Below are 22,890 nucleotides of genomic sequence, written 5' to 3' on the forward strand. Positions count from 1 at the left end.
GTTATTCAATCACAATGTCGGTGCTGCGTTGGCTGATGACCTGCGGGCCCCTGATCATCGTCACCGTGGCGCTGTAAGCGCCTGTCGACCAGCCGGTCCTGGTCTTCTTCCCGATCGCCCTGAATGCCTGTGCCTGGGTCTTGGTAAGGGTCACGTCATCGGCGATGATCATACCCTCCGGGCCGGTAATTGACAGGTTGATTATGTCACCTGCCTGGGTGCCATAGAGGAATCCCCAGACAACCAGCGCGGGGGACGCAGCGGGCAAGGAGGATTTCGGCGTCAAACCAGCCTTTATGTCATCATAGGCCGGCACTGCTGACGAGATCCCAATCTCGATCAATCCACCGGGCTGATATGCGGGCCGTTGTGTCCACAAGTTGCTGTCACCCGGGCTGTCACACCGGGTGTTCCCATCCGGATCAAAGGGGTCGACCACCTTGCCCGCCCTACGTACCGAAAGGTGCACATGTGGAAACGCAGCCTTGCCTGATTGCCCCACAAAGCCAAGCATCTGTCCCCGCTGCACGTCCTGCCCGCGGGTCACGTTGATGGATCCTTGCTTCATGTGACAGTATTGAGTTTCCCACCCGTCACCATGGTCAACCACGACGCCATTGCCGCATTCGCGACCGGCGATTTCCGTGGCTCTGGCATCGGAATACGGCGCATCAACCATTCCGTCGCGCAGGCTTTTGACCTTGCCGGCGGCACTGGCCAAGACGCCCACATTGTCGTTTATTCTGGCGCGGTTCGGCAAGGCAAAGTCAGTGCCTTTGTGGCCATCATAACTCAGGGACGAGCAGGTAAAGTCTGATGCGTTGGGGGAAGGGTCACTGTCGACGTATTGCTGGATATAACAGTCAGACGTCAGGTCACAATCGATGGGGGGCGAAACGGTGAACCCCTCTGCCAACACGGGGTTGGCAAAGGGAAGGGCGACGGCCAGAGCCGCGCCTATCGGTTTCATTCGGCGGTCAATAAGGGCGGCTTGTTGCCCGTCAGCTTGGGGTTTTCGGCGCTCAGGATCGTGAGATCCAGTTCACCTTTCTTGACACCGACTTTGACAACGCCACCCTTGGCGAGTTTGCCGAACAGTAATTCTTCGGCCAAAGGTTTCTTGATGTGCTCCTGGATAACGCGCCCAAGCGGACGTGCCCCCATTTTGGCATCATACCCTTTTTCACCCAACCATTCGGCGGCCTTGGTCGAAAGTTCAATCGTCACATTCCTATCCATCAGTTGCGCCTCAAGCTGAAGCACGAACTTTTCGACCACCCGCATGATCACTTCTTTCGGAAGCGGCGCAAAGCTGATGACCGCATCAAGACGGTTGCGGAATTCCGGTGTGAACGTCCGTTCAATCGCCGCGGTGTCTTCGCCGGTACGACGGTCACGGCCAAAGCCAATGGCCTCTTTTGCCTGCTCGGATGCGCCCGCGTTCGAGGTCATGATCAACACGACATTGCGGAAATCAACTGTCCGGCCGTTGTGGTCCGTCAGCTTGCCGTGATCCATGACCTGCAACAGAATGTTGTACACGTCAGGGTGGGCCTTTTCCATTTCGTCCAAGAGCAGGACGCAATGGGGGTGCTGATCCACACCGTCAGTCAACATGCCGCCCTGATCGAAACCGACATAGCCGGGAGGCGCACCGATCAAGCGTGAAACCGCGTGCTTCTCCATGTATTCAGACATGTCAAAGCGCAGAAGCTCGACGCCAAGCGTATCGGCAAGCTGTTTCGCCACCTCGGTCTTGCCCACACCGGTCGGGCCCGCGAACAGATAGTTCCCGATGGGCTTCTCAGGTTCACGCAGACCCGCACGAGCCAGTTTGATCGCGGAAGAAAGCGCACTGATCGCGGCATCCTGACCAAAAACGACCCGTTTCAGCGACGCTTCGAGGTCTTTCAAGACGATCACATCGTCCTTCGACACATTCTTGGGCGGAATCCGCGCGATTTTTGCAACGACGGCTTCAACTTCCTTTGTGCCAATGGTCTTGCGTCGTTTGGACGCGGTAACCAAGTGCTGGGCTGCACCTGCTTCGTCAATCACGTCGATGGCGGAGTCGGGCAATTTGCGATCATTGATGTACCGATGCGCCAGCTCGACAGAGGTACGAATGGCGTCCGCCGTGTATTTGACCGAATGATGATCCTCGAAATACGGCTTAATTCCCCTAAGGATTTTCACCGCATCCTCCACCGAGGGCTCGTTCACGTCAATTTTCTGAAAGCGCCGCGCCAGGGCACGGTCTTTTTCAAAATGCTGGCGGAATTCTTTGTAGGTGGTGGAGCCCATGGTCCGCAACTTGCCCCCCGCCAGGGCGGGTTTTAGCAAGTTCGACGCATCCATCGCGCCGCCAGAGGTTGCGCCGGCACCGATCACAGTATGGATTTCATCAATGAACAGCACAGCATTCTCGTGTTGTTCCAGCTCGGTGACGACGGCCTTGAGCCGTTCTTCAAAGTCACCGCGATACCGGGTGCCGGCCAGCAACGCGCCCATATCGAGCGAATATATTGTGGTTTCAGCCAACACTTCCGGGGTTTCACCGGCTACAATCTTACGTGCCAGCCCTTCCGCGATGGCTGTCTTGCCCACACCGGGGTCGCCCACCAGCAAGGGGTTATTCTTGCGGCGGCGGCACAGGACCTGAATGCAGCGTTCCACTTCGGCTTCGCGCCCGATCAGCGGGTCGATATCGCCTTCGCGTGATTTGGCGTTCAGATCCACGCAATATTTCGCCAAAGCGGATTCTTTTTTGTCGCCCTCGGTGACACCGGGGGTTTCTTCCTCGTGCTCGGGCGCGCCCGAGACTGACCGCGGTTCACCAAATGCAGGATCTTTTGCAACGCCGTGCGCGATGAAATTGACCGCATCATAACGGGTCATGTCCTGTTCTTGCAGGAAATAGGCAGCATTGCTCTCGCGTTCTGCAAAGATCGCGACCAATACGTTCGCGCCGGTCACTTCGGTCCGGCCAGAGGATTGCACATGGATTGCGGCCCGCTGGATCACGCGCTGGAACGCAGCGGTTGGTACCGCTTCGGAGCCGTCCACGTCAGTAATCAGGTTGCTCAAATCTTCGTCGACGAATTCGACGAGAGTTTCGCGCAGCTCTGTCATATCGACGGAGCAGGCTTTCATGACCTGAACGGCGTCGGGTTCGTCAATCAGGGCCAGCAAAAGGTGTTCGAGCGTCGCAAATTCATGTTTGCGCGCGTTCGCAAGCGCAAGCGCTGCGTGAATTGCTTGTTCTAGTGTAGACGAGAATGAAGGCACAGGTGTGCTCCTTTTCGAACTGTGTCGACCAAGTAGCCCATTAACGCGAGCACCTCAGCCGAACATGGCCTCATAGTATTAGAGTTTGGTTGATCATGGCAAAGCTTCAAGGTTTTTCTGCAATATCGATGTCACATTTATCGTGATCGTCGATTTTTGGCCATGATTGCGGCGATCAGAACCGATCTTTTCGCGCGCGGATTTCGGCAAACACGTCAGTGTCGGTGGCGTTGACCATTCCGAGAAGCGCGCGGATGTTCGGGTCGAATGGGCGCAAGAACGGATTGGTTTCAAGTTCCAGTGAAAGCGTCGAGGGGACAGTCGGCACGTCATCGGCGCGCGCCTGATCAATCTCTCTTGCACGAGATATAAGTGCCGCATTTTCGGGATCAACCGTTAGGGCGAATTTTGCATTTGATTGCGTATATTCATGGCCCGAGCAGACAGTGGTAGCTGGCGGCAGTCGCATCAGCTTTTGCATGCTTTCCCACATTTGGGCAGGCGTTCCTTCGAACAGGCGTCCACATCCAAGCGCCATCAGGCTGTCAGCGGTAAAGACGCATTCGGCTGCGCTGACATAAAACGCAACATGACCGAGAGTGTGTCCGGAGACGTCAATGACCTGGACCTCATGCCCGCCGAACTGGAACGTGTCGCCATCCGAAAGCGCTAGGTCTAGTTCTGGCAGCCGGTGTTGATCGGCTGTCGCCCCGATGACCCGGGCGGGGTATTTGGCCAATAGCTCAGGCACACCCTGAATATGGTCAGGGTGGTGATGGGTCAGCCAGATTTCGTTCAGCGTCCAGCCGAGCGCGTGCAGTCTCGCAGCTATTGATCCGACCTCGGGCGCATCAATCAGCGCCACCGAACCGCTGTCCTGATCTCGCAACAAGAAAGCATAGTTGTCAGACAGGCACGGGATGGTCACAAGATCAAAAGGCATGGTATGGCTCCTGTCAGATGTAGAAGTGTGTGGACAGCAACGCTAGCGCGGAGACGGCGGTGCTGCAAACGGGTTTCGCCCCGAGATCTCTTTTGCGCGTCTTGTGTTTAGGCTAACATAGCCATCAGAACCCGATAAGAGGCCCCAGCCACATGCATCTCGACGTTCAAGATCTGCGCAACTTCTATTATCGTAGCGCTCTGGGTCGAGCCGCGCAATTGTCGTTACGCAGTAGGATGCTGGAACTGTGGCCCGAGACCAAGGGCCAGACGGTGGTGGGCTTCGGCTTTGCGGTGCCGCTGCTGCGGCCCTATCTCGGGGATGCACGACGGGTGATGAGTTTGATGCCCGGGCCGCAAGGGGTGATGCCATGGCCCGCCGGCATGCCCAACACGTCTGTGCTTACCGAAGAAACGCTATGGCCAATCGAAACAGGGCATGTTGACCGGCTTGTACTGATGCACGGCCTTGAGACATCGGATCGGCAGGGCGATTTGCTCGAGGAATGCTGGCGGGTTCTGGGGCCGGGCGGCAGAGCGCTTTTTATTGTGCCCAACCGTGCCGGATTCTGGGCGCGCAGCGACATTACGCCGTTTGGATTTGGGCGGCCGTATTCGCTTAGTCAACTGGAAACGCAGCTTCGCAAGCATCAGTTTTTGCCAGAGCGGCAACTGGGTGCGTTGTATCAATTGCCCTCTACCCGACGGGTGTTTCGCCGCTCGGGGCAGTTGTTCGAAAAAGTCGGGCGCCATATGCCGACGATGATGGCCGGAGGCGTGTTCATGGTAGAGGTGACAAAGCTCGTCTATCCCCCCAAGGGCAAAGTGACGCGTACACCGGCACGCCGAGCCGGAAGCGTACTTGAAGGGGCGGGTGCCGGGGTCCCGAGGCCGGTGTGACTTCGATCCGATCCGACAAGAATCGTTTTCAGTCGGTGAAATAAGAACGATCGTAATAATTACACCGGTAAAAACTGGTCAAAGCGTCGCATCATCCCAAAGCGATAAGAATAAGGCGCGGTTTCGTGCGCCAACCTCGCTATACTGTGTTGCGGGACGCGGGTCTGTCTGCTACATCCGCCCTGATTTAGACGTCTTGGGTAAATTCAAGCCGCGCCAACACCCCGGTGACGCGATGTATTCGCATATCCGGCACTGACGTACGAGAGGATGGACGTGTCCGAAACAGCATCAATGTCTACAGGCATCGCAAAGCGATATGCGACTGCCGTGTATGAGTTGGCCCAAGAGGCCAAAACCCTGCCACAAATCGAAAAAGATATTGATGCGTTGCAAGGCGCATTGGCTGACAGCGAAGACTTCCGCGACCTGATCAATTCGCCGATTTACACGCGCGAACAGCAAGCCGCATCGATCAGCGCGATTTCACGCAAGATGGGCCTGTCCCAGACCATGGCAAGCACATTGGAATTGATGGCAAACAAGCGCCGTCTATTCGTGTTGCCGCAACTAATCCAGAATCTGCGCGAAATCATCGCGGTGGAAAAGGGCGAAGTCACAGCAGATGTGATCTCGGCCAAGGCGCTGACAAAGGCGCAGTCTGACAAATTGTCCAAATCGCTGGCCGCGACCACAGGCAAGAAAGTAACGTTGAATGCGACCGTTGATGATACTCTTATCGGCGGTCTTATCGTAAAAGTGGGCTCCAAGATGATCGATACGTCGATCCGCGCGAAGCTCAATTCCCTCCAGAATGTAATGAAAGAGGTCGGATAAATGGGTATCCAAGCAGCAGAGATTTCTGCGATTCTAAAAGACCAGATCAAGAACTTTGGTCAAGAAGCAGAAGTCGCCGAAGTTGGCCGCGTTCTGTCCGTCGGTGACGGTATCGCTCGCGTTTACGGGTTGGACAATGTCCAGGCCGGTGAGATGGTCGAATTCCCCGGTGGCATCATGGGCATGGCCCTGAACCTGGAAACCGACAACGTCGGTGTTGTTATTTTCGGTTCCGACCGCGACATCAAGGAAGGTGACACAGTCAAGCGCACCAACTCGATCGTGGACGTGCCAATCGGCAACGGCCTGCTGGGTCGCGTAGTTGACGGTCTGGGCAACCCGATCGACGGCAAAGGCCCTATCGAATCCACTGAACGTGGTCTTGCCGACGTCAAGGCACCAGGCATCATCCCGCGGAAATCGGTTCACGAGCCGATGGCGACCGGCCTGAAGTCCGTCGACGCGATGATCCCCGTTGGCCGTGGCCAGCGCGAATTGATCATTGGTGACCGTCAGACCGGCAAGACTGCCGTTGCTCTGGATGCGATCCTGAACCAGCAGCAGATCAACGACGCCGCCGGCGACGACGAGAGCAAGAAAATGTACTGCGTGTACGTTGCGATCGGCCAAAAGCGTTCGACCGTTGCTCAGTTGGTGAAAAAGCTCGAGGAAACAGGCGCGATTGCCTATTCGATCGTTGTGGCCGCCACGGCATCCGAACCTGCTCCGATGCAGTACCTCGCGCCTTATTCGGCGACAGCCATGGCGGAATTCTTCCGCGATAACGGCCGTCACGCATTGATCATCTATGATGACCTTTCCAAGCAGGCCGTGTCCTATCGCCAGATGTCGCTGTTGCTGCGTCGCCCACCCGGACGTGAAGCGTACCCTGGTGACGTTTTCTATCTCCACTCCCGTCTGCTAGAGCGTTCGGCGAAGCTGGGTGATGCCGCTGGTAATGGCTCTCTCACAGCTCTGCCGATCATCGAAACTCAAGGTGGCGACGTTTCGGCGTTTATTCCAACCAACGTGATTTCGATCACCGACGGTCAGATCTTCCTTGAAACCGAACTGTTCTACCAGGGTATCCGCCCTGCGGTGAACACCGGTTTGTCGGTTTCGCGTGTTGGTTCATCCGCACAGACCAAGGCGATGTCCTCGGTTGCCGGTCCGGTCAAGCTGTCGCTGGCGCAATACCGCGAAATGGCGGCCTTTGCCCAGTTCGGTTCTGATCTTGATGCCTCCACGCAGCAGTTGCTGAACCGTGGTGCGCGCCTGACAGAGCTGATGAAGCAACCGCAGTATTCGCCCCTGACCAATGCAGAAATCGTCTGCGTGATCTATGCTGGCACAAACGGGTACCTCGACAAGATCGCGGTCAAGGATGTTGGTCGTTTCGAAGCGGGCCTGCTGGCACATCTGCGCAGCAAGAATGCCGACCTGATGGCCGACATCACCAACAACGACCGCAAGGTGAAGGGTGAGCTGGAAGACAAGATCAAAGCTGCCATCGATTCTTTCGCCGCTGACTTCGCTTAAGGGAGGGAGGGCAGATGCCAAACCTCAAGGACCTAAAAAACCGGATCGCGTCGGTCAAATCGACCCGCAAGATCACCAAGGCCATGCAGATGGTTGCCGCGGCGAAACTTCGCCGCGCGCAGGAAGCTGCCGAACAGTCCCGCCCCTACACAGAGCGTTTCAACGCTGTGATGTCGCGGCTGGCTGCATCGGTAGGTGGCTCTGATTCTGCACCCAAGCTGCTTAGCGGTACTGGGTCGGACAAGGTGCACCTGTTGGTTGTCATGACCGCTGAACGCGGCTTGTGCGGTGGCTTCAACGCCAACATCGCAAAGCTTGCCAAAGCCCATGCCCGTCGCTTGATCAGCGAGGGCAAGGAGGTCAAGATCCTGACCGTTGGCAAGAAGGGCCGCGACAGCATCCGTCGTGACTTTGCCAAGAATCTCGTCGGTCACGTTGACCTGAGTGATGTCAAACGTCTCGGCTATGTCGATGCGCAGGGCATTGCCAAGGACATTCTTGGCCGGTTCGACGCGGGTGAATACGACATCGCCACGATCTTCTATTCGAAGTTCGTGAACGTCGTCAGTCAGATCCCCACGGCACAGCAGATCATCCCCGCTTCCTTCGATGCAGAAGAAGGCGCGAACGAGGCGACGACACTGTTCGATTACGAGCCCAGCGAAGAAGCCATTCTGGCCGATCTGCTGCCGCGCGGCGTCGCAACGGCGATCTTCTCGGCTCTGCTGGAAAACGCGGCCTCGGAACAGGGCGCGCGGATGTCGGCAATGGACAACGCGACACGGAACGCCGGTGAAATGATCGAAGATCTGACCATCGAATATAACCGTTCGCGCCAAGCCGTCATCACCAACGAGCTGATCGAAATCATTTCCGGCGCGGAAGCGCTGTAGAACAAATCGGAGAAACGACATGGCAAATGCAGTCGGCAAAATTACACAAGTCATCGGCGCCGTCGTCGATGTGCAGTTCGATGATCACCTGCCGGAGATCCTGAACGCTATTGTGACTGAAAATCACGGCAAGAAGCTGATCCTCGAAGTGGCTCAGCACCTTGGCGAAAACACAGTTCGTACCATCGCGATGGACGCGACCGAAGGTCTTGTGCGCGGTCAACGCGTAGAGGACACCGGGGCCCCTATTTCGATCCCAGTCGGCAACGCCACTTTGGGTCGCATCATGAACGTCGTTGGCGAAGCCATTGACGAAAAAGGCGAAATCCAGTCGACAGATCGTCGCTCGATCCACGCTGACGCGCCTGAGTTCGCTGAGCAGTCAACTTCATCCGAAGTGCTGGAAACCGGCATCAAGGTGATCGACCTGCTGGCCCCTTACGCCAAGGGTGGTAAAATTGGCCTGTTCGGTGGTGCCGGTGTTGGTAAAACCGTTCTGATCATGGAATTGATCAACAACATCGCCAAAGTGCACTCGGGTTATTCGGTTTTCGCGGGCGTTGGTGAACGTACCCGTGAAGGGAACGACCTGTACCACGAAATGATCGAATCCAACGTTATTAACCCTGATGACCTTGAGAAATCGCAGGTTGCGCTGGTGTATGGCCAGATGAACGAACCTCCCGGAGCGCGTATGCGTGTTGCTCTGACCGGTTTGACACTGGCCGAACAGTTCCGCGACCAGTCCGGTACCGACGTTCTGTTCTTCGTCGACAACATTTTCCGCTTTACCCAAGCCGGTTCCGAAGTTTCGGCTCTGCTGGGTCGTATTCCTTCGGCCGTGGGCTACCAGCCAACTCTGGCGACCGACATGGGTGCGATGCAAGAACGTATTACATCGACCAAATCCGGTTCGATTACATCGGTTCAGGCCGTTTACGTTCCTGCGGATGACCTTACCGACCCTGCACCTGCGACATCGTTTGCGCACCTTGACGCGACAACCGTTCTGGACCGTTCGATCTCGGAAAAGGGTATCTACCCTGCTGTTGATCCGCTCGGCTCCACTTCGCGTCTGATGGACCCGTCCATCGTTGGCGAAGAGCACTACAACGTTGCGCGTGACGTTCAGGGCGTGCTGCAGCGCTATAAGTCGCTTCAGGATATCATTGCGATCCTTGGCATGGACGAACTGTCGGAAGACGACAAACTGACCGTTGCCCGTGCGCGTAAGATCGAACGCTTCCTGAGCCAGCCTTTCGACGTTGCCAAGGTCTTTACCGGCTCCGACGGTAAGCAGGTTCCTCTGGAAGAAACGATTCAATCGTTCAAAGCGGTTGTTGCTGGTGAATATGATCACCTTCCCGAAGGTGCCTTCTATATGGTCGGCGGCATCGAAGAAGTGAAAGCGAAAGCTGAAAAAATGGCGGCTGACGCCGCTTAAGGAGCGCTGACAATGGCAGACACAATGCAATTCGACCTCGTTTCGCCGGAGCGGCGGCTGGCCTCGATGCAGGTGACCGTCGTTCAGATTCCGGGTGCGGATGGGGACATGGCGGCGATGCCTGACCATGCCCCCACGATCACCACGCTGCGCCCCGGTGTGCTGCGTGTTGACGGCCCGGAGGGTACTGCTGAATACGTGGTAACTGGCGGTTTTGCTGAAATTTCGGCCAATGGTGTTTCGGTATTGGCCGAACGCGCCGTGCCCAAGGGTGATATGACCCAAGCGCATTTGGACGAGATGATGGAAGAAGCCAAGACTACCTATCAGACGGCCAAGGACGGTTTCCAAAATGAGCCGGGCCCGGTAGATGAAGCAGCCAAACTGTTGTCTGACATGGTTGCCATGGGCGATGAAATCGGACTGTCGAGCAAGCAACCTAGTCTCTGACAGGTTCCAAACAATCGAAATACAAAGGGCCCTGCATATGCGGGGCCTTTTCTATTTTAAGAACGCGTTCTATGCTTGATCACTAGAAGTTAAGAAGCATTTGTCGGGTAATCGGTTGAAATGAAAATAATAAATGGGAATAGCATCGGTATCGACAGCGGGGAGAAAGTGCTGTTTTCCGATTTTGAAAACGGTGGTGAAATGTGGACGGGGTCAGGCCCCCGCGAGCGTCGCAACAGGATTGAGTTTTCAGCTCGCTATAAAGAGATCCCCACCGTGCAAGCGTCACTCGCTTTGTGGGACGTCGACAATGCGACGGTGATGCGCGCAGATATTCGCTGTGAAAATATCTCGGAAGACGGGTTCGATTTGGTGTTTCGTACCTGGGGCGACACCCGAATTGCTCGGGTGCGCGCTGCCTGGATGTCGATCGGGCCGCTGTCGCAAAAAGATGATTGGGATCTTTACTGACCCCCCGGCGGCTGGCGTCAGTTGGATTTATACATGCCATCATAAATGGGTTCGAGCGATTCCGCATCGAACAGGGACGACACAGAGGTGCCATTCCAGATATTCAGGATCGCTTGAGCAAAAATCGGCGCGGTGGGTACGATCCGAATGTTGGTGGCCTGCTTAACCGCAGCGGTTGGCGCTATACTATCGGTAATAACCAGCGATTTCATTACGGAATTGCTGATCCGCTCAACCGCTGGCCCCGACATGACGCCGTGGCTGATATATGAATGTACTTCCTTCGCACCATTCTCAATGAGAACTTCGGCGGCTTTGCACAAGGTGCCGGCGGTGTCGCAGATGTCATCCACGATCAGGCATATCTTGTCTGTGACGTCACCAATTACGGTCATCTCAGCAATCTCGCCCGGTTTCTCGCGGCGCTTGTCCACGATGGCAAGTGGTGAGTTGATGCGCTTTGCAAGCTCGCGGGCGCGGGCCACACCACCAACGTCAGGTGAAACGACCATCAGTTCGCTCATGCGGTCCTTGAATTCGTTCTTGATGTCCAGCGCGAAGACCGGGGACGCATAAAGGTTATCGACCGGGATATCAAAGAACCCCTGAATTTGTGCCGCGTGCAGGTCCATGGTCAAAATGCGTTCAATACCGGTTCCGACCATCATGTTTGCGACCATCTTGGCCGTAATCGGCGTGCGGGCCTTGGTGCGGCGATCTTGGCGTGCATACCCGAAATAGGGCAGCACCGCAGTCACACGTGCCGCCGATGACCGGCGCAGTGCGTCGGCCATGATCAGCAGTTCCATCAAATTGTCATTTGCCGGGTTCGACGTTGGTTGGATGATGAACATGTCCTCACCGCGTACGTTTTCGTACACCTCGACAAAGATTTCCCCATCATTGAACCGTTCAACCCGCGCGTCGACCAACCCGACATTTACACCGCGATGCAAAGACATTCGCCTTGCAATCGCCTTGGCCAGCGGCATGTTCGCGTTACCAGAGATTAGTTTGGGTTCAGAGGTTTGAGCCATGTGCAAAGGGTCTCCGGTTGCATAACATGTGACAGAATCGTTACGTTGACACCGCTTAACATGACCTTACGGTCTGGCAAAGCGACACAAGCCCCCATCGGAGAACCAAATGCCCCATATCGACTATTTTTTTACGACACTTTCACCATATGCCTATCTGGCGGGGGACAGGCTCGAAACCGTAGCTGCCAAACACGGGGCGACTGTTACCTATAAACCTTTCGATTTGATCACCGCTTTCGGGCGCACCGGGGGGCAGGCTCCGAAGGATCGCCACCCCAGCCGTCAGGAATACCGTGCCATTGAACTCACGCGTCAATCCAAGAAGCTTGGCATGCCCTTCAATCTGAAACCAGCACATTGGCCGACCAACGCGGCCCCTTCGTGCTATGCGATTATCGCCGCACAGAACGAAGGCGGGGACGTGGGCAAGCTTTGCCAGCTTTTCATGGCGGCGGTTTGGGCCGAAAACCGCGATATCGCACAAGACGACGTGGTGCGTGACTGCCTTGAGAAAGCTGGATTCAATCCCGACATCGCCGAAAAGGGCATGCTGCAAGGTGCCGATACCTTTGCGCGCAACCTCGAAGAAGCTGTTGAAAAGGGCGTGTTTGGTGCGCCGTTCTATATATTGGATGACGGTCAGAAGTTCTGGGGGCAAGACCGTCTTGAGGATCTGGATCTGGTGATGGCAGGCAAATTGTGAGGCCAGAGATATTTACCCGGCGTTTCGGGCACGGCCCGCGCCGGGCCTTGGGCATACACTGTACGCTTGCGCATTCCGGTGCGTGGCGTGGGGTAGGAGAGGCATTGGCAGATGAGCTGAGCCTTTTGTGCTTTGATCTGCCTTCGCACGGAAAATCGGGTGATTGGGATGGTCAGGGCAACGTGCACGATGTCGCTACCGATATGGCACGTAGCCTGCTGACAGAACCGATGGACATTATCGGGCATTCATTTGGGGCGACGATCGGGTTGCGGCTGGCGGTCGAAAGCCCCGAATTGGTACGCAGCCTGACGATGATCGAACCGGTCTATTTCGCTGCGGCATTGGTTGATGACCCCGCTCGGGTTGCCGCCGCCGATCGCAACAGCGCAGGATTCAACGCAGCTTTCGACCGCGGCGACAGAATGGAGGCCGCGCGGATTTTCAATACCGGATGGGGCGACGGTAACGGATGGGAACAGACGCCGCAAAAGCTGCGCCAATACATGGCGGACCGCATCCACTACGTGCCGGCGAGCCAGCCTTTTCTTCGTGATGACAGTGCGGGGTTGCTGGCACCGGGGAAATTCGAACGTGCGTCGATGCCGGTGCTGTTGCTGGACGGCGCTACCTCTGGCGACATGACCGATGCGATCAGCACATCACTTGCCAAGCGGCTGCCTGATGTGACCCGAAGTGAGATCGAGGGGGCAGGGCACATGGCCCCGTTGACCCACCCAGAGGCCGTAGCAGCGCAGATACGGACATTCCTGGCGCGAAGCTAGTTCTGGAAATGCGCCAAAAACCGGTCGATCGCATCTTTTTCGATCGACCAGTCGCAGACCAGACGAGCGCCCAGCATTTCGTCCGGTGGGGACCCTTCCAGCTTGCCATTCCAGATGTAATACCTTGCGCCGGCGTCATGCAGCTTTTGATGAATCCGGCGCGGCCAGCGGGCAAATATCATGTTCGCGTCGGGCTGGTGCAGAAATTCAGCCCCGGCCTTCCTTAAACCTTCAGCCAGATAGCTTGCGTTGTCATTTGCCTGCGTGGCAAGCTGGTGCCACAACCCGTCCTGCATGTAACCGGCCATCTGTGCCGACAGATAGCGGTGCTTGGAGAAAAGATGCGCACCTCTCTTGCGTCGCAGTTCAAATTCCCACGCCTTGGCCGCGTCAAAGAACACAACTGCCTCTACTCCCATGCAGCCATTCTTGGTGCCGCCGAAACTCACAACATCGACGCCCGCCTTCCACGTCATTTCGGCCGGAGTGCATCCCAGGGCGACCACGGCATTGGCAAAGCGCGCGCCGTCCAGATGCACGGGCAGATCGTAACTCTTGGCGACCTCGGTCAGGGCCTTGAGTTCGTTCAACGTGTGGACGGTACCGCGTTCAGTCACCTGAGTGATCGACACCGGGCCGCGCTGTGCCCCGTGCACATTACCCTCTGCCTGCTTTTCTATGGCGCGGGACAATGCGCCCGGCGTCATCTTGTCATCGGTTTCGACAACAGTCAGTTTGGCCGCACCGGCATAGAATTCAGGGGCGTTGCATTCGTCTTCGTTGATATGGGACGTCACAGAACAGAAGATTGTCTGCCAAGGCTGGGTGTAACACGCCAGCGCCAGTACGTTCGCGGCGGTACCGGTGGCCACCAGATACACAACGGCGTCAGGTGCCTCGAAGGTGGTGCGTATCGCATCGCGCACCTCGTCCATTATGGCGTCGTTTCCATAAGGCATGGCGTGACCGTTATTGGCGTCGGTCAACCTGCTCATGATTTGCGGGTGGACGGGGCCCGCATTGTCGGAAGCGAAAAACATCAGGTTGGCTCCTCAATTATATGGTCTTCCCATTCTTCAAAGGGCGTATCGAATTCAGATACGGTATCGTACTGTACAGAGACCCCGGCGGTATGGACGCTGTCAGGGTCACCGCTGACCAATGGATGCCAATCATAAAGGGGCTTGCCCTCCCAGAGCAGCCGATACGCACAGGTCAGCGGCATCCAATAGGCGTGGGTGTCAAGGTTTTCGGGCTTCAGCACGATGCAATCTGGTACAAACTGGTGACGGTTGACATAGTGGGTACAGCGGCAAGTCGCATCATCCAGCAGCCGGCAGGCAACGCGGGTCAAGGCGACTTCCTGCGTGTCTTCGTCCTCAAGCTTGTTCAGGCAACATTTGCCGCACCCGTCACACAGAGCCTCCCATTCTTCCGGGGACATCTCGGCAAGAGCTTTTTTCTTCCAGAAATCCGGTGCCAGACCATTGGCGGCGATAGGTGTATTCATAATGCTGCCAGTATGCTTCGGGCGCGGTCGCTGTCCGCGTCCATTTGGGTGACCAGCGCATCGAGGCTGTCAAATTTTTGTTCTGTGCGAAGGTATTCGACAAGCGCGACCGAGACATGCTTGCCGTAGAGATCCCCCTTGAAATCAAAGAGAAACGTTTCGAGGTTGGCTTTGTTTTGGCCGAACATGGGGCGAACCCCCAGGCTGGCAACACCGTGATAGCGGCCGGCTTGGGCCCCCTCAAGTACATCCACCAACACCGCATAGACGCCGAATTTCGGCGGATGCAGTCTGTCGATGGACATGTTTGCGGTCGGATAGCCCAATTCGCGTCCACGCTTTTCACCGTGCAGTACCGGGCCTTCGAAGCGGTGCCAATGACCCAACATCGCAGCGGCATCACGGGGGCGTCCACTGCCAAGAGCATTGCGTATCGCCGTCGATGAAACTGTATTCGACCCCTGCGCCATCAACGGGGCTACCGTTACACCAAAGCCCATCTCGGCACCAAAACCCTGCAACAATGCAGCCGTGCCAGCCCGTGCTTTTCCGAACTTGAAATCTTCGCCGATCACGACATGGCGCAACCCCAACCCGTTAAGCAACACATCATGCGCGAATGATCGGGGGCTCAGGCTCGACAGAGCCGCGTCAAAGTTCAATTCATAAAGCTTATCAACGCCGATTTTTTCCAACTGATGTGCGCGCGCTTCGCCGCTCATCAATCGGAAAGGAGGCGCGTCGGGGGCGAAATATTCTCGTGGATGCGGTTCAAAAGTCACGACGCCGAGAGGGGCGTTTGGCACCGCGTCCCGCGCCAGATCTATAACGGATCGGTGTCCGAGATGGACCCCGTCGAAGTTTCCGATCGCCGCTGACGCGCCACGATCCACAGGTGCTACATATTGATAGTCGCGAATGATTTCCATGGGCTAGGTGGTAGACGCGTCTGCCCTCGCTGACAAGCAGCTCGGCCTATTCTTCCGGCGTGAATATTGCCGCGTGACGTACCGGGCGCGCACAGGGCAGGTGGATACCGGCGTGGTGGTGATGCGAATACGGGTTTCGTGGCCGCCCGGGATCGTTTTGCCAAGGGCGAGGTCAGTCGAACTTGCGTGACGGTGCTAACACCGTCGCTTCCCCTACCAATACCTTCTTGCCAGCTACCGCGCAGTGGCAATCCAGCTTTACCCGGCGTTTGGAGAAGTCGATGTCGGTCACTTTGACCTCTGCATAAACCATGTCACCGGGCCGTACCGGTGCCAGAAACTTGAGCGACTGCCCCATATAGACGGTACCATGACCGGGTAATTGTTCACCAATTACAGCCGAGATAAGCCCGGCGGTCAGCATGCCGTGCGCGATCCGGCCTTCAAAGATTGTGTCGCGGGCATAATCGTCGTCCAGGTGTACCGGATTGCGGTCCGTTGAAACCTGAGCAAACATTTCGATGTCTTCGTCTGTCACCACCTTTTGCAAGTGGCGCGACATGCCGATTTCAATATCTTCGATACAGATTGTGCCGCGGGGTAAATTATCCAACATACTGCACCTTTCCCGTAATAAAGTGACCCTTGTCGAGGCTGGTATGAAACTTTATTACTTCGCAGTCGCAGAAAAGCAAGGGTAAATTTTACCTTAGAAACCCTATGCTGTAGGTTGGAGACGACATTTCCCGGTCAAGAAACCGCGCGAGAGCCTCTGGATCGGGCTGAGTCCGCGTGTGTGTTTCCTGCGCGGCCAATCCTCCGGTGATAAACAGAGAATCGATATCTTCGCCGATTGCGCCTTTGACATCCGTATGAATTCCGTCGCCGATCGCCAGAATGTCGCTATTGGCGACCTCCGCGCCCAACGCCGATAACTTGCGCCGCGCCAAGTCATAGATCGGCGGGTGCGGCTTGCCGAAATAGAGGCTTTCACCACCCATTTCGGTGTAAAGCGCTGCGACAGCACCGGCACACCATTCGCGAATGTCGCCCCGGTCCACGACGATGTCAGGGTTCGCACAGAGAAGCTTTAGCCCTTTCTGTTTGGCCATCAGTAACTGCGGGCGCAGGATCGCGGGGTCGGCCAGCGGATCAAAGGGGCCGGTGCAAACGATGCCTTCTGCGTCTTCCAATGCAACTTGATTGATTTCTACAGGGTCATCCAAAATGTCGATCGGGTCGAAAAAATGTTTGTCCGTGGGCGGGCCCAGATGCCAGATATCCGAACCCACCATTCCGCGGTACATCGCTGTTCGCGCTGAATCGCCCGACGTGGCAATGTCGTCCCATGCGTCTTCCGCCACGCCAAAGTGACGCAATTGTTTGACCACCTGGTCGCGCGGGCGCGGAGAGTTGGTCACCAGAATGACCTTGCCTCCTGACCTGCGATAAGCCTGAAGCGCGGTGACAGCATCGGGTAACGCTTTTACTCCGTCATGCACACAGCCCCAAAGGTCTACAAACAAGGCTTCGTAGCGGTCGGAAATTTCGTGAAAATTGTTGATGATCTGGGTCATGTCGTGCTCCGCTCCGATTGGTATACGCGCAGAAAGCATACATCCCGGTGCGGAGCAATAAGCCAGCCGCTCCAACACCGATATGACGCCGCTTTATCTGCCGTGGTCGACGGTGCCCGAAAACTCAGGAAGCTCCCGCAGTGCAGGAGCTTCCATTAGCATCGTCAAAAAACCTTTGGTCGGTCAGACCTTGAGGTTTGGAATTATCTGCTTTTTGCGGCTCATGATGCCGGGCAACACAACGGTGTCGCCGTCAACCGTCGCGCCAAAGCTTTTCTCGGCAACGGATTTGCTGAGTGCATTCGGGATAAGCATGGTGGCTTCTTCGTTAAGGATATCCACAACGAACAACAGCACCTGATCAGCGCCATCCTGCGCCGCAACACCGGGCATTGCGGCCATCAGCGCATCCTTACGGTTCAGTACCGATGCGGGTGATGTGGTTTCCAGAACCGACACGCGAAATTGCATGCCCCCGACTTCGTATTCTTTACTGTCCATCCGCAGAAGCTCTGCTTCGGAGAACGACGATACATCAGATTTCGCAGCAAACATCTGCGCCGCGTAATCGGAAATTTCCACGCCAAGCTCTTTGGCGAGCGACTGCGCGATGGTCTGATCTTCTGGGGTGGTCGTCGGGCTGCGGAATTCCAGCGTGTCCGACAGAATGCACGTCAACATCGCCCCTTTTACATTTTCCGGCATACGGGACATGTTTTCGCCGATCAGTTTGTGCATGATCGTAGCAGTGCAGGCCACTGGCTCCATCACGATATGGATGGGGGTCTTGGTTTCCAGGCCACCAACCAGAAGATGGTGGTCAATTATGGCCTTGATCTCTGCCTGATTGATGTCTTCGGGTAGTTCAGCGGGGTTGTTAGTATCAACGATGACAACAGGCTGGCCCGCTTGGACACCATCGATGATCTGCGGCTTATCAAGTTTCCAATGGTCCAGCATGAACAACGCTTCGGTGTTGGGGTCCCCCAAAAGGGCGGGCGAGGCGTCTATCCCCATGACTTCGTTCAGGTACCATGACCATATGATCGGGCTGCCGGTGCTATCGGTGTCGGGGGATTTGTGGCCAAAAACAAGCGTCGTCATAATGTATCCTGGGCTGGAGAGATAAGAATTGTGTGCCTTATATGGATGGTCTGCGCGCTTGTCACCATCTGCATTTAATCCGCGTGTTTGAAGAAAAGCCGACCATTTAACTCTGGTCGGGGGCTTCTCAGGCGATTGTGAAAACTGTTAACACTGTGGGCATGAGCCCTGCGCGTGAAACCGACCTGTATCTGCCGATCAAATCCTTTCTGGAGGATCAGGGGTACGTCGTGAAATCCGAAGTCGGTGCGGCGGATGTGTTGGCTATCCGCGGTGCAGAACCACCGGTCGTCATTGAGCTAAAGCTTGGTTTCAGCTTGGCACTGTTTCACCAGTGCGTCGCGCGGCTTTCGGTCAGTGATGATGTTTACCTTGCCGTGGCACGGCAGCCGGGCAAGCGATTTGCGAAAGCGATCAAGGATAACACGACCTTGGCAAGACGTCTGGGCCTGGGGTTGATTACGGTGCGGCTGAAAGACGGTTTGGTCGAGGTCCATTGCGACCCTGGGCCGTTTGTGCCGCGGAAATCCATCACACGCCAGAAAATGCTGTTGCGTGAATTCGCGCGGCGTCAGGGGGACCCAAATGATGGCGGACAGACAAGGGCAGGGTTGGTTACTGCCTATCGGCAGGATGCTCTCAAGCTGGCCGTGTACCTTTATGAGGCTGGTGCCAGCAAAGGGTCGGACGTTGCCCGTGAAGCTGACGTAAAGCGTGCGACAGCGATGATGCGCGACAACTACTATGGCTGGTTTGAAAAAATCGAAAAAGGCGTTTACGGGTTGTCCCCGACCGGAGCCGAAGCGGTAGATGGCGCAGCCCGCGCCCTGGGGGCAGGCTAAGTTCAGCTTACCAAGGCGTATGATTAAAAATTTCCAGACTTCAATGGTTGACTAGAACAGGCGACTTCCCTAGTTAAGCGTCGTTAGCACTCTATGATACAGAGTGCTAATGGCCGGAGCTTTCCACCCGGAGAGAACGGCTTAGGAGAATAACTTTGAGCGTTAAGGAGCTGAAAGATGGCATTAAAGCCGCTTCACGACCGCGTGTTGGTGCGTCGCACCGAAAGCGAAGAAAAAACCAAGGGTGGTCTGATCATCCCTGATTCCGCAAAAGAAAAGCCAGCTGAAGGCGAAGTCGTTGCTTGCGGTGACGGCGCACGCAAAGACAGCGGTGAACTGATCGAGATGGCTGTAAAAGCCGGTGACAAGGTTTTGTTCGGCAAGTGGTCCGGTACAGAAGTCACGCTTGATGGCGAAGAGCTGCTGATGATGAAAGAAAGCGACATCATGGGGATCCTGTCCTGATTTCAGGCCGGACGGGGCCACGTTGCCCCACCCACGACACGCTGACATCAAAACAAGATTTTAGGAGAAGACACTATGTCTGCTAAAGATGTAAAATTCGGGACCGACGCCCGTAACAAGATGCTCAAGGGTGTGAACATCCTTGCCGATGCCGTCAAAGTCACACTGGGCCCCAAAGGTCGTAACGTTGTGCTCGACAAATCCTTTGGCGCGCCTCGCATCACCAAGGACGGTGTATCCGTAGCCAAGGAAATCGAACTGGAAGACAAGTTCGAAAACATGGGCGCACAGATGGTCAAGGAAGTTGCTTCCCGGACCAACGACGAAGCGGGTGACGGTACAACAACCGCAACCGTTCTGGCCCAAGCCATCGTTAAAGAAGGCATGAAATCGGTTGCCGCTGGCATGAACCCGATGGACCTGAAGCGCGGCATCGACATGGCGACCGCCACTGTCGTCGAAGCGATCAAAGCGGCAGCGCGCCCTGTCAACGACAGCGACGAAGTTGCCCAGGTCGGTACCATCTCTGCAAACGGCGAAAAAGAAATCGGCCGTCAGATCGCAGACGCGATGCAGAAGGTCGGCAACGAGGGTGTTATCACCGTCGAAGAAAACAAAGGTCTGGAAACAGAGACCGATGTTGTTGAAGGCATGCAGTTCGACCGCGGTTACCTGTCCCCTTACTTCGTGACCAACTCCGACAAGATGACCGTCGAGCTGGAAGACTGCATCATCCTGCTGCACGAAAAGAAGCTGTCCTCGCTTCAGCCAATGGTTCCGCTGCTCGAGCAGGTCATCCAGTCGCAAAAGCCACTGTTGATCATCTCGGAAGATGTTGAAGGCGAAGCGCTGGCGACTCTGGTTGTCAACAAACTGCGCGGCGGCCTGAAAATCGCAGCGGTCAAAGCACCTGGCTTCGGCGATCGCCGCAAAGCCATGCTGCAAGACCTAGCAATCCTGACCGGCGGTCAAGTGATCTCTGATGATCTGGGCATGAAGCTGGAGTCCGTTACAATGGACATGCTGGGTTCCGCCAAGAAAGTAACCATTTCCAAAGACGAAACAACAATCGTTGATGGCGCTGGCGAAAAGGCCGAGATCGAAGCACGTGTTGCCCAGATACGCAACCAGATCGAAGAAACCACTTCCGATTACGACCGTGAAAAGCTGCAAGAGCGCGTTGCCAAACTGGCAGGCGGTGTTGCTGTCATCCGCGTTGGCGGCATGTCCGAAATCGAAGTGAAAGAGCGCAAGGACCGCGTTGACGATGCATTGAACGCGACACGTGCCGCCGTTCAGGAAGGTATCGTTGTTGGTGGTGGTGTTGCTTTGGTTCAGGCCGGCAAGAAGCTTGAAGGTATGACAGGCGACAACGCCGATCAGAACGTTGGTATTGCTATCGTGCGCAAAGCGCTTGAAGCACCGCTGCGTCAGATCGCTGAAAACGCTGGTGTTGACGGGTCCGTTGTGGCCGGCAAGATCCGCGAAAGTGACGACCTGAAGTTCGGCTTCAACGCTCAGACCGAAGAATATGGCGACATGTTCAAGTTCGGCGTCATCGACCCTGCCAAAGTTGTTCGCACCGCTCTGCAAGATGCGGCATCCGTTGCTGGCCTGTTGATCACAACAGAAGCAATGGTCGCTGATCGTCCGTCGAAAGACAGCGGCGGTGGCGGCGGCATGCCCGATATGGGTGGCATGGGCGGCATGGGCGGCATGATGTAAATCACGCCGTAGGGTTTTCTGACCCTTCGTCTACATTACAAGGGGGTGCATCGTATGATGTGCCCCTTTTTCGTTGGAACGTCGCGGGTTGCTGTCCTAAGCAGGCATATGCGTATTTTTCTGTTGACCACCCTCGTGATGATTGCGTTCGCGGCGAATTCGGTTCTCACCCGCTTGGCGATCGTCGGTGGACATATCGATCCGGCAGGTTTTGCCATCGTTCGGGTCGTTTCCGGGGCGGTGGCGCTTTGGCTGTTGCTGATGGTGCGCGGCGGGCGGTTTCGCGTGCCGGGCAAGCGCCACATGCTCGGGGCGGCGACGCTGGCGATCTACATTATCGGGTTTTCTCTTGCATATTCTACCTTGGACGCTGGCCTGGGGGCGCTGATATTGTTTGGCGTCGTTCAGATCGCGATGTTTGCCCATGGGGTGTTGGTGGGTGCCGTTCCGTCACCGCGAAAATTCATCGGCGCGGCGATTGCTTTTTCGGGATTGGTTGTGGTGCTGTGGCCGGGTTCCGGCGGGCGACTTGATCCTGTGGGCGCGGCGTTGATGATCGCCGCCGGCATGGGGTGGGCCGCATATACGATCATCGGAAAAAAGTCTGACGATTCGCTGGCAGATACAGCGGGAAATTTCCTGGTATGCATTCCGTTGGTGGCGTCGCTTTTCTGGGTGCAAGACACGTTCATTACCCCGATAGGGCTGGCTTTGGCGGTGATTTGCGGTGCCGTCACATCGGGATTTGGCTATGCGCTTTGGTATCGGGTCTTACCCAAGCTTGCACAATCCACCGCCGCAGTCGTGCAACTATCCGTACCGGTGATCGCGATACTTGCAGGCACGTTGTTGCTGGCTGAACCGCTTGGGGTAAAGATTATCGTCGCCACAGTATTGGTGTTGGGTGGAATCGGACTGGCGGTCAGCGCACGATCACCTCAAGCGGGTCGTAGCTGACACCACTCGTGGCAAAGGCGACGTCGGCCAGACTGTCAGGTTTGAAACGCACCTGCTTCATCTCCTCAGCGGAAACCCAGCGGCGGTCGGTGACGACGTTTTCGGCATCCGTCCAGGCCGGGTCGATTGATGCCGAACCCTTGACCTGACACCGAAAATAGATATCGACCTGGTGATAGCCGGTGGAGGGATCATGGAATTCGTTGACCAGGCACGGATCCATCACGGTGATATGCAGGCCGGTTTCCTCAAACACTTCGCGGCTCAGGTTTTCGATCAGCGATGTACCGGGCACGACACCGCCCCCCGGTGCACACATCAGGTCACTTTGCCCATCGGGATAGGCATTCACCAAAAGCAACCGGTCTTGGTGAACCAGAACGGCGCGCACCGCGAGTCGAGGGATAGTTCCGGCCATTGTGTATCTTTCCCCGCCTACCACAATGTGAAGCATTTCACATATCGAGATTTCAGTCTATCTGATCGTTG

The 22,890-nt window shown here is 56.2% G+C and carries 24 protein-coding genes; 13 read left to right on the forward strand and 11 right to left on the reverse strand.

Annotated elements, in window-relative coordinates; translation table 11 throughout:
• Nucleotide 1 precedes the first annotated feature (1 nt).
• From AC13DE_RS12470 to gloB, 3 genes are all read right to left on the reverse strand, one after another.
• Nucleotides 2-970: a M23 family metallopeptidase gene (locus AC13DE_RS12470; protein ID WP_483048000.1), complete on the reverse strand. Its 969-nt coding sequence runs from the start codon at nucleotides 968-970 to the stop codon at nucleotides 2-4.
• Nucleotides 967-3,288: an ATP-dependent Clp protease ATP-binding subunit ClpA gene (gene clpA / locus AC13DE_RS12475; protein ID WP_483048001.1), complete on the reverse strand. Its 2,322-nt coding sequence runs from the start codon at nucleotides 3,286-3,288 to the stop codon at nucleotides 967-969. The genes AC13DE_RS12470 and clpA overlap by 4 nt, the downstream gene beginning before the upstream one ends.
• Before the next feature lie 175 nt (nucleotides 3,289-3,463).
• On the reverse strand, nucleotides 3,464-4,231 hold the full coding sequence (gene gloB / locus AC13DE_RS12480) for a hydroxyacylglutathione hydrolase (RefSeq protein WP_483048002.1): 768 nt from the start codon (nucleotides 4,229-4,231) through the stop codon (nucleotides 3,464-3,466).
• Nucleotides 4,232-4,383: 152 nt separating this feature from the next.
• On the opposite strand from gloB, the gene AC13DE_RS12485 reads away from it, so the two are divergent.
• From AC13DE_RS12485 to AC13DE_RS12515, 7 genes are all read left to right on the forward strand, one after another.
• A complete protein-coding gene (locus AC13DE_RS12485; protein ID WP_446313131.1) occupies nucleotides 4,384-5,130 on the forward strand; it encodes a methyltransferase domain-containing protein in 747 nt (248 codons plus the stop codon).
• Nucleotides 5,131-5,406: 276 nt separating this feature from the next.
• Nucleotides 5,407-5,967, forward strand: coding sequence for a F0F1 ATP synthase subunit delta (locus AC13DE_RS12490; protein ID WP_446296922.1), 561 nt, complete (start codon nucleotides 5,407-5,409; stop codon nucleotides 5,965-5,967).
• Nucleotides 5,968-7,506 (forward strand): F0F1 ATP synthase subunit alpha, encoded by a 1,539-nt coding sequence (gene atpA, locus AC13DE_RS12495; protein WP_446296921.1) that lies wholly within the window; start codon nucleotides 5,968-5,970, stop codon nucleotides 7,504-7,506. It abuts the gene before it with no gap.
• A gap of 14 nt (nucleotides 7,507-7,520) precedes the next feature.
• Nucleotides 7,521-8,399: a F0F1 ATP synthase subunit gamma gene (locus AC13DE_RS12500; protein ID WP_446313129.1), complete on the forward strand. Its 879-nt coding sequence runs from the start codon at nucleotides 7,521-7,523 to the stop codon at nucleotides 8,397-8,399.
• Between the two features lie 19 nt (nucleotides 8,400-8,418).
• A complete protein-coding gene (gene atpD, locus AC13DE_RS12505; protein WP_446296919.1) occupies nucleotides 8,419-9,843 on the forward strand; it encodes a F0F1 ATP synthase subunit beta in 1,425 nt (474 codons plus the stop codon).
• Nucleotides 9,844-9,855: 12 nt separating this feature from the next.
• Nucleotides 9,856-10,293 (forward strand): F0F1 ATP synthase subunit epsilon, encoded by a 438-nt coding sequence (locus AC13DE_RS12510; RefSeq protein ID WP_446296918.1) that lies wholly within the window; start codon nucleotides 9,856-9,858, stop codon nucleotides 10,291-10,293.
• 120 nt (nucleotides 10,294-10,413) lie between these two features.
• A complete protein-coding gene (locus AC13DE_RS12515; RefSeq protein ID WP_483048003.1) occupies nucleotides 10,414-10,764 on the forward strand; it encodes an H-type lectin domain-containing protein in 351 nt (116 codons plus the stop codon).
• A gap of 17 nt (nucleotides 10,765-10,781) precedes the next feature.
• Here AC13DE_RS12515 and AC13DE_RS12520 read toward each other — a convergent pair whose 3' ends face one another.
• Nucleotides 10,782-11,801, reverse strand: a complete 1,020-nt coding sequence (locus AC13DE_RS12520; RefSeq protein ID WP_446296916.1) for a ribose-phosphate pyrophosphokinase — start codon at nucleotides 11,799-11,801, stop codon at nucleotides 10,782-10,784.
• Nucleotides 11,802-11,910: 109 nt separating this feature from the next.
• Between AC13DE_RS12520 and AC13DE_RS12525 the strand changes: the two genes are divergently transcribed.
• Together AC13DE_RS12525 and AC13DE_RS12530 are read left to right on the forward strand one after the other, a co-directional pair.
• A complete protein-coding gene (locus AC13DE_RS12525; protein ID WP_446296915.1) occupies nucleotides 11,911-12,507 on the forward strand; it encodes a 2-hydroxychromene-2-carboxylate isomerase in 597 nt (198 codons plus the stop codon).
• Nucleotides 12,504-13,292, forward strand: coding sequence for an alpha/beta fold hydrolase (locus AC13DE_RS12530; protein WP_446296914.1), 789 nt, complete (start codon nucleotides 12,504-12,506; stop codon nucleotides 13,290-13,292). Before AC13DE_RS12525 ends, AC13DE_RS12530 begins: the two co-directional genes overlap by 4 nt.
• Here the strand turns inward: AC13DE_RS12530 and AC13DE_RS12535 are convergent.
• From AC13DE_RS12535 to AC13DE_RS12560, 6 genes are all read right to left on the reverse strand, one after another.
• On the reverse strand, nucleotides 13,289-14,332 hold the full coding sequence (locus AC13DE_RS12535) for a threonine aldolase family protein (protein WP_483048004.1): 1,044 nt from the start codon (nucleotides 14,330-14,332) through the stop codon (nucleotides 13,289-13,291). The genes AC13DE_RS12530 and AC13DE_RS12535 overlap by 4 nt on opposite strands.
• Entirely contained in the window at nucleotides 14,332-14,802 is a 471-nt protein-coding gene (locus AC13DE_RS12540) for a YcgN family cysteine cluster protein (protein WP_446315490.1), read from the reverse strand. The genes AC13DE_RS12535 and AC13DE_RS12540 overlap by 1 nt, the downstream gene beginning before the upstream one ends.
• Nucleotides 14,799-15,731 (reverse strand): bifunctional riboflavin kinase/FAD synthetase, encoded by a 933-nt coding sequence (locus AC13DE_RS12545; RefSeq protein WP_446296911.1) that lies wholly within the window; start codon nucleotides 15,729-15,731, stop codon nucleotides 14,799-14,801. The genes AC13DE_RS12540 and AC13DE_RS12545 overlap by 4 nt, the downstream gene beginning before the upstream one ends.
• A gap of 172 nt (nucleotides 15,732-15,903) precedes the next feature.
• Nucleotides 15,904-16,347 carry a MaoC family dehydratase gene (locus AC13DE_RS12550; protein WP_446296910.1) on the reverse strand — a complete coding sequence of 148 codons (444 nt, stop codon included), beginning with the start codon at nucleotides 16,345-16,347 and terminating at the stop codon, nucleotides 15,904-15,906.
• 88 nt (nucleotides 16,348-16,435) lie between these two features.
• Nucleotides 16,436-17,308, reverse strand: coding sequence for a TIGR01459 family HAD-type hydrolase (locus tag AC13DE_RS12555; RefSeq protein WP_483048005.1), 873 nt, complete (start codon nucleotides 17,306-17,308; stop codon nucleotides 16,436-16,438).
• Between the two features lie 183 nt (nucleotides 17,309-17,491).
• The gene (locus AC13DE_RS12560; protein WP_483048006.1) at nucleotides 17,492-18,412 is read right to left on the reverse strand and encodes a manganese-dependent inorganic pyrophosphatase; all 921 of its coding nucleotides are present in this window, start codon (nucleotides 18,410-18,412) and stop codon (nucleotides 17,492-17,494) included.
• A gap of 161 nt (nucleotides 18,413-18,573) precedes the next feature.
• Here AC13DE_RS12560 and AC13DE_RS12565 point away from each other — a divergent pair, with 161 nt between their 5' ends.
• The 4 genes from AC13DE_RS12565 to AC13DE_RS12580 all read left to right on the forward strand — a co-directional run bounded on the left by AC13DE_RS12565 (nucleotide 18,574) and on the right by AC13DE_RS12580 (nucleotide 22,401).
• Nucleotides 18,574-19,254 carry a DUF2161 domain-containing phosphodiesterase gene (locus AC13DE_RS12565; RefSeq protein ID WP_483048098.1) on the forward strand — a complete coding sequence of 227 codons (681 nt, stop codon included), beginning with the start codon at nucleotides 18,574-18,576 and terminating at the stop codon, nucleotides 19,252-19,254.
• Between the two features lie 177 nt (nucleotides 19,255-19,431).
• Nucleotides 19,432-19,719, forward strand: a complete 288-nt coding sequence (locus AC13DE_RS12570) for a co-chaperone GroES (protein WP_446296907.1) — start codon at nucleotides 19,432-19,434, stop codon at nucleotides 19,717-19,719.
• A 75-nt stretch (nucleotides 19,720-19,794) separates the two neighbouring features.
• On the forward strand, nucleotides 19,795-21,444 hold the full coding sequence (groL, locus tag AC13DE_RS12575) for a chaperonin GroEL (RefSeq protein WP_446296906.1): 1,650 nt from the start codon (nucleotides 19,795-19,797) through the stop codon (nucleotides 21,442-21,444).
• A gap of 108 nt (nucleotides 21,445-21,552) precedes the next feature.
• On the forward strand, nucleotides 21,553-22,401 hold the full coding sequence (locus tag AC13DE_RS12580; RefSeq protein ID WP_483048007.1) for a DMT family transporter: 849 nt from the start codon (nucleotides 21,553-21,555) through the stop codon (nucleotides 22,399-22,401).
• On the opposite strand, the gene AC13DE_RS12585 is transcribed toward AC13DE_RS12580, so the two are convergent.
• On the reverse strand, nucleotides 22,367-22,819 hold the full coding sequence (locus AC13DE_RS12585; RefSeq protein ID WP_483048008.1) for an NUDIX domain-containing protein: 453 nt from the start codon (nucleotides 22,817-22,819) through the stop codon (nucleotides 22,367-22,369). The genes AC13DE_RS12580 and AC13DE_RS12585 overlap by 35 nt on opposite strands.
• Nucleotides 22,820-22,890 lie beyond the last annotated feature (71 nt).

The organism is Sulfitobacter sp. L-8 (assembly GCF_056859255.1).

Excerpts from the sequence above, each read along its gene's own strand:
- AC13DE_RS12565 (WP_483048098.1), top strand. The coding sequence starts at position 18,574 with ATGAGCCCTGCGCGTGAAACCGACCTGTATCTGCCGATCAAATCCTTT.
- AC13DE_RS12545 (WP_446296911.1), bottom strand. The coding sequence starts at position 15,731 with ATGGAAATCATTCGCGACTATCAATATGTAGCACCTGTGGATCGTGGC.
- groL (WP_446296906.1), top strand. The coding sequence starts at position 19,795 with ATGTCTGCTAAAGATGTAAAATTCGGGACCGACGCCCGTAACAAGATG.
- AC13DE_RS12560 (WP_483048006.1), bottom strand. The coding sequence starts at position 18,412 with ATGACGACGCTTGTTTTTGGCCACAAATCCCCCGACACCGATAGCACC.
- AC13DE_RS12510 (WP_446296918.1), top strand. The coding sequence starts at position 9,856 with ATGGCAGACACAATGCAATTCGACCTCGTTTCGCCGGAGCGGCGGCTG.
- AC13DE_RS12520 (WP_446296916.1), bottom strand. The coding sequence starts at position 11,801 with ATGGCTCAAACCTCTGAACCCAAACTAATCTCTGGTAACGCGAACATG.
- AC13DE_RS12550 (WP_446296910.1), bottom strand. The coding sequence starts at position 16,347 with ATGTTGGATAATTTACCCCGCGGCACAATCTGTATCGAAGATATTGAA.
- atpA (WP_446296921.1), top strand. The coding sequence starts at position 5,968 with ATGGGTATCCAAGCAGCAGAGATTTCTGCGATTCTAAAAGACCAGATC.
- AC13DE_RS12500 (WP_446313129.1), top strand. The coding sequence starts at position 7,521 with ATGCCAAACCTCAAGGACCTAAAAAACCGGATCGCGTCGGTCAAATCG.
- AC13DE_RS12525 (WP_446296915.1), top strand. The coding sequence starts at position 11,911 with ATGCCCCATATCGACTATTTTTTTACGACACTTTCACCATATGCCTAT.
- AC13DE_RS12585 (WP_483048008.1), bottom strand. The coding sequence starts at position 22,819 with ATGGCCGGAACTATCCCTCGACTCGCGGTGCGCGCCGTTCTGGTTCAC.
- atpD (WP_446296919.1), top strand. The coding sequence starts at position 8,419 with ATGGCAAATGCAGTCGGCAAAATTACACAAGTCATCGGCGCCGTCGTC.
- AC13DE_RS12540 (WP_446315490.1), bottom strand. The coding sequence starts at position 14,802 with ATGAATACACCTATCGCCGCCAATGGTCTGGCACCGGATTTCTGGAAG.
- AC13DE_RS12535 (WP_483048004.1), bottom strand. The coding sequence starts at position 14,332 with ATGTTTTTCGCTTCCGACAATGCGGGCCCCGTCCACCCGCAAATCATG.
- AC13DE_RS12470 (WP_483048000.1), bottom strand. The coding sequence starts at position 970 with ATGAAACCGATAGGCGCGGCTCTGGCCGTCGCCCTTCCCTTTGCCAAC.
- gloB (WP_483048002.1), bottom strand. The coding sequence starts at position 4,231 with ATGCCTTTTGATCTTGTGACCATCCCGTGCCTGTCTGACAACTATGCT.
- AC13DE_RS12515 (WP_483048003.1), top strand. The coding sequence starts at position 10,414 with ATGAAAATAATAAATGGGAATAGCATCGGTATCGACAGCGGGGAGAAA.
- AC13DE_RS12580 (WP_483048007.1), top strand. The coding sequence starts at position 21,553 with ATGCGTATTTTTCTGTTGACCACCCTCGTGATGATTGCGTTCGCGGCG.
- AC13DE_RS12485 (WP_446313131.1), top strand. The coding sequence starts at position 4,384 with ATGCATCTCGACGTTCAAGATCTGCGCAACTTCTATTATCGTAGCGCT.
- AC13DE_RS12570 (WP_446296907.1), top strand. The coding sequence starts at position 19,432 with ATGGCATTAAAGCCGCTTCACGACCGCGTGTTGGTGCGTCGCACCGAA.
- AC13DE_RS12555 (WP_483048005.1), bottom strand. The coding sequence starts at position 17,308 with ATGACCCAGATCATCAACAATTTTCACGAAATTTCCGACCGCTACGAA.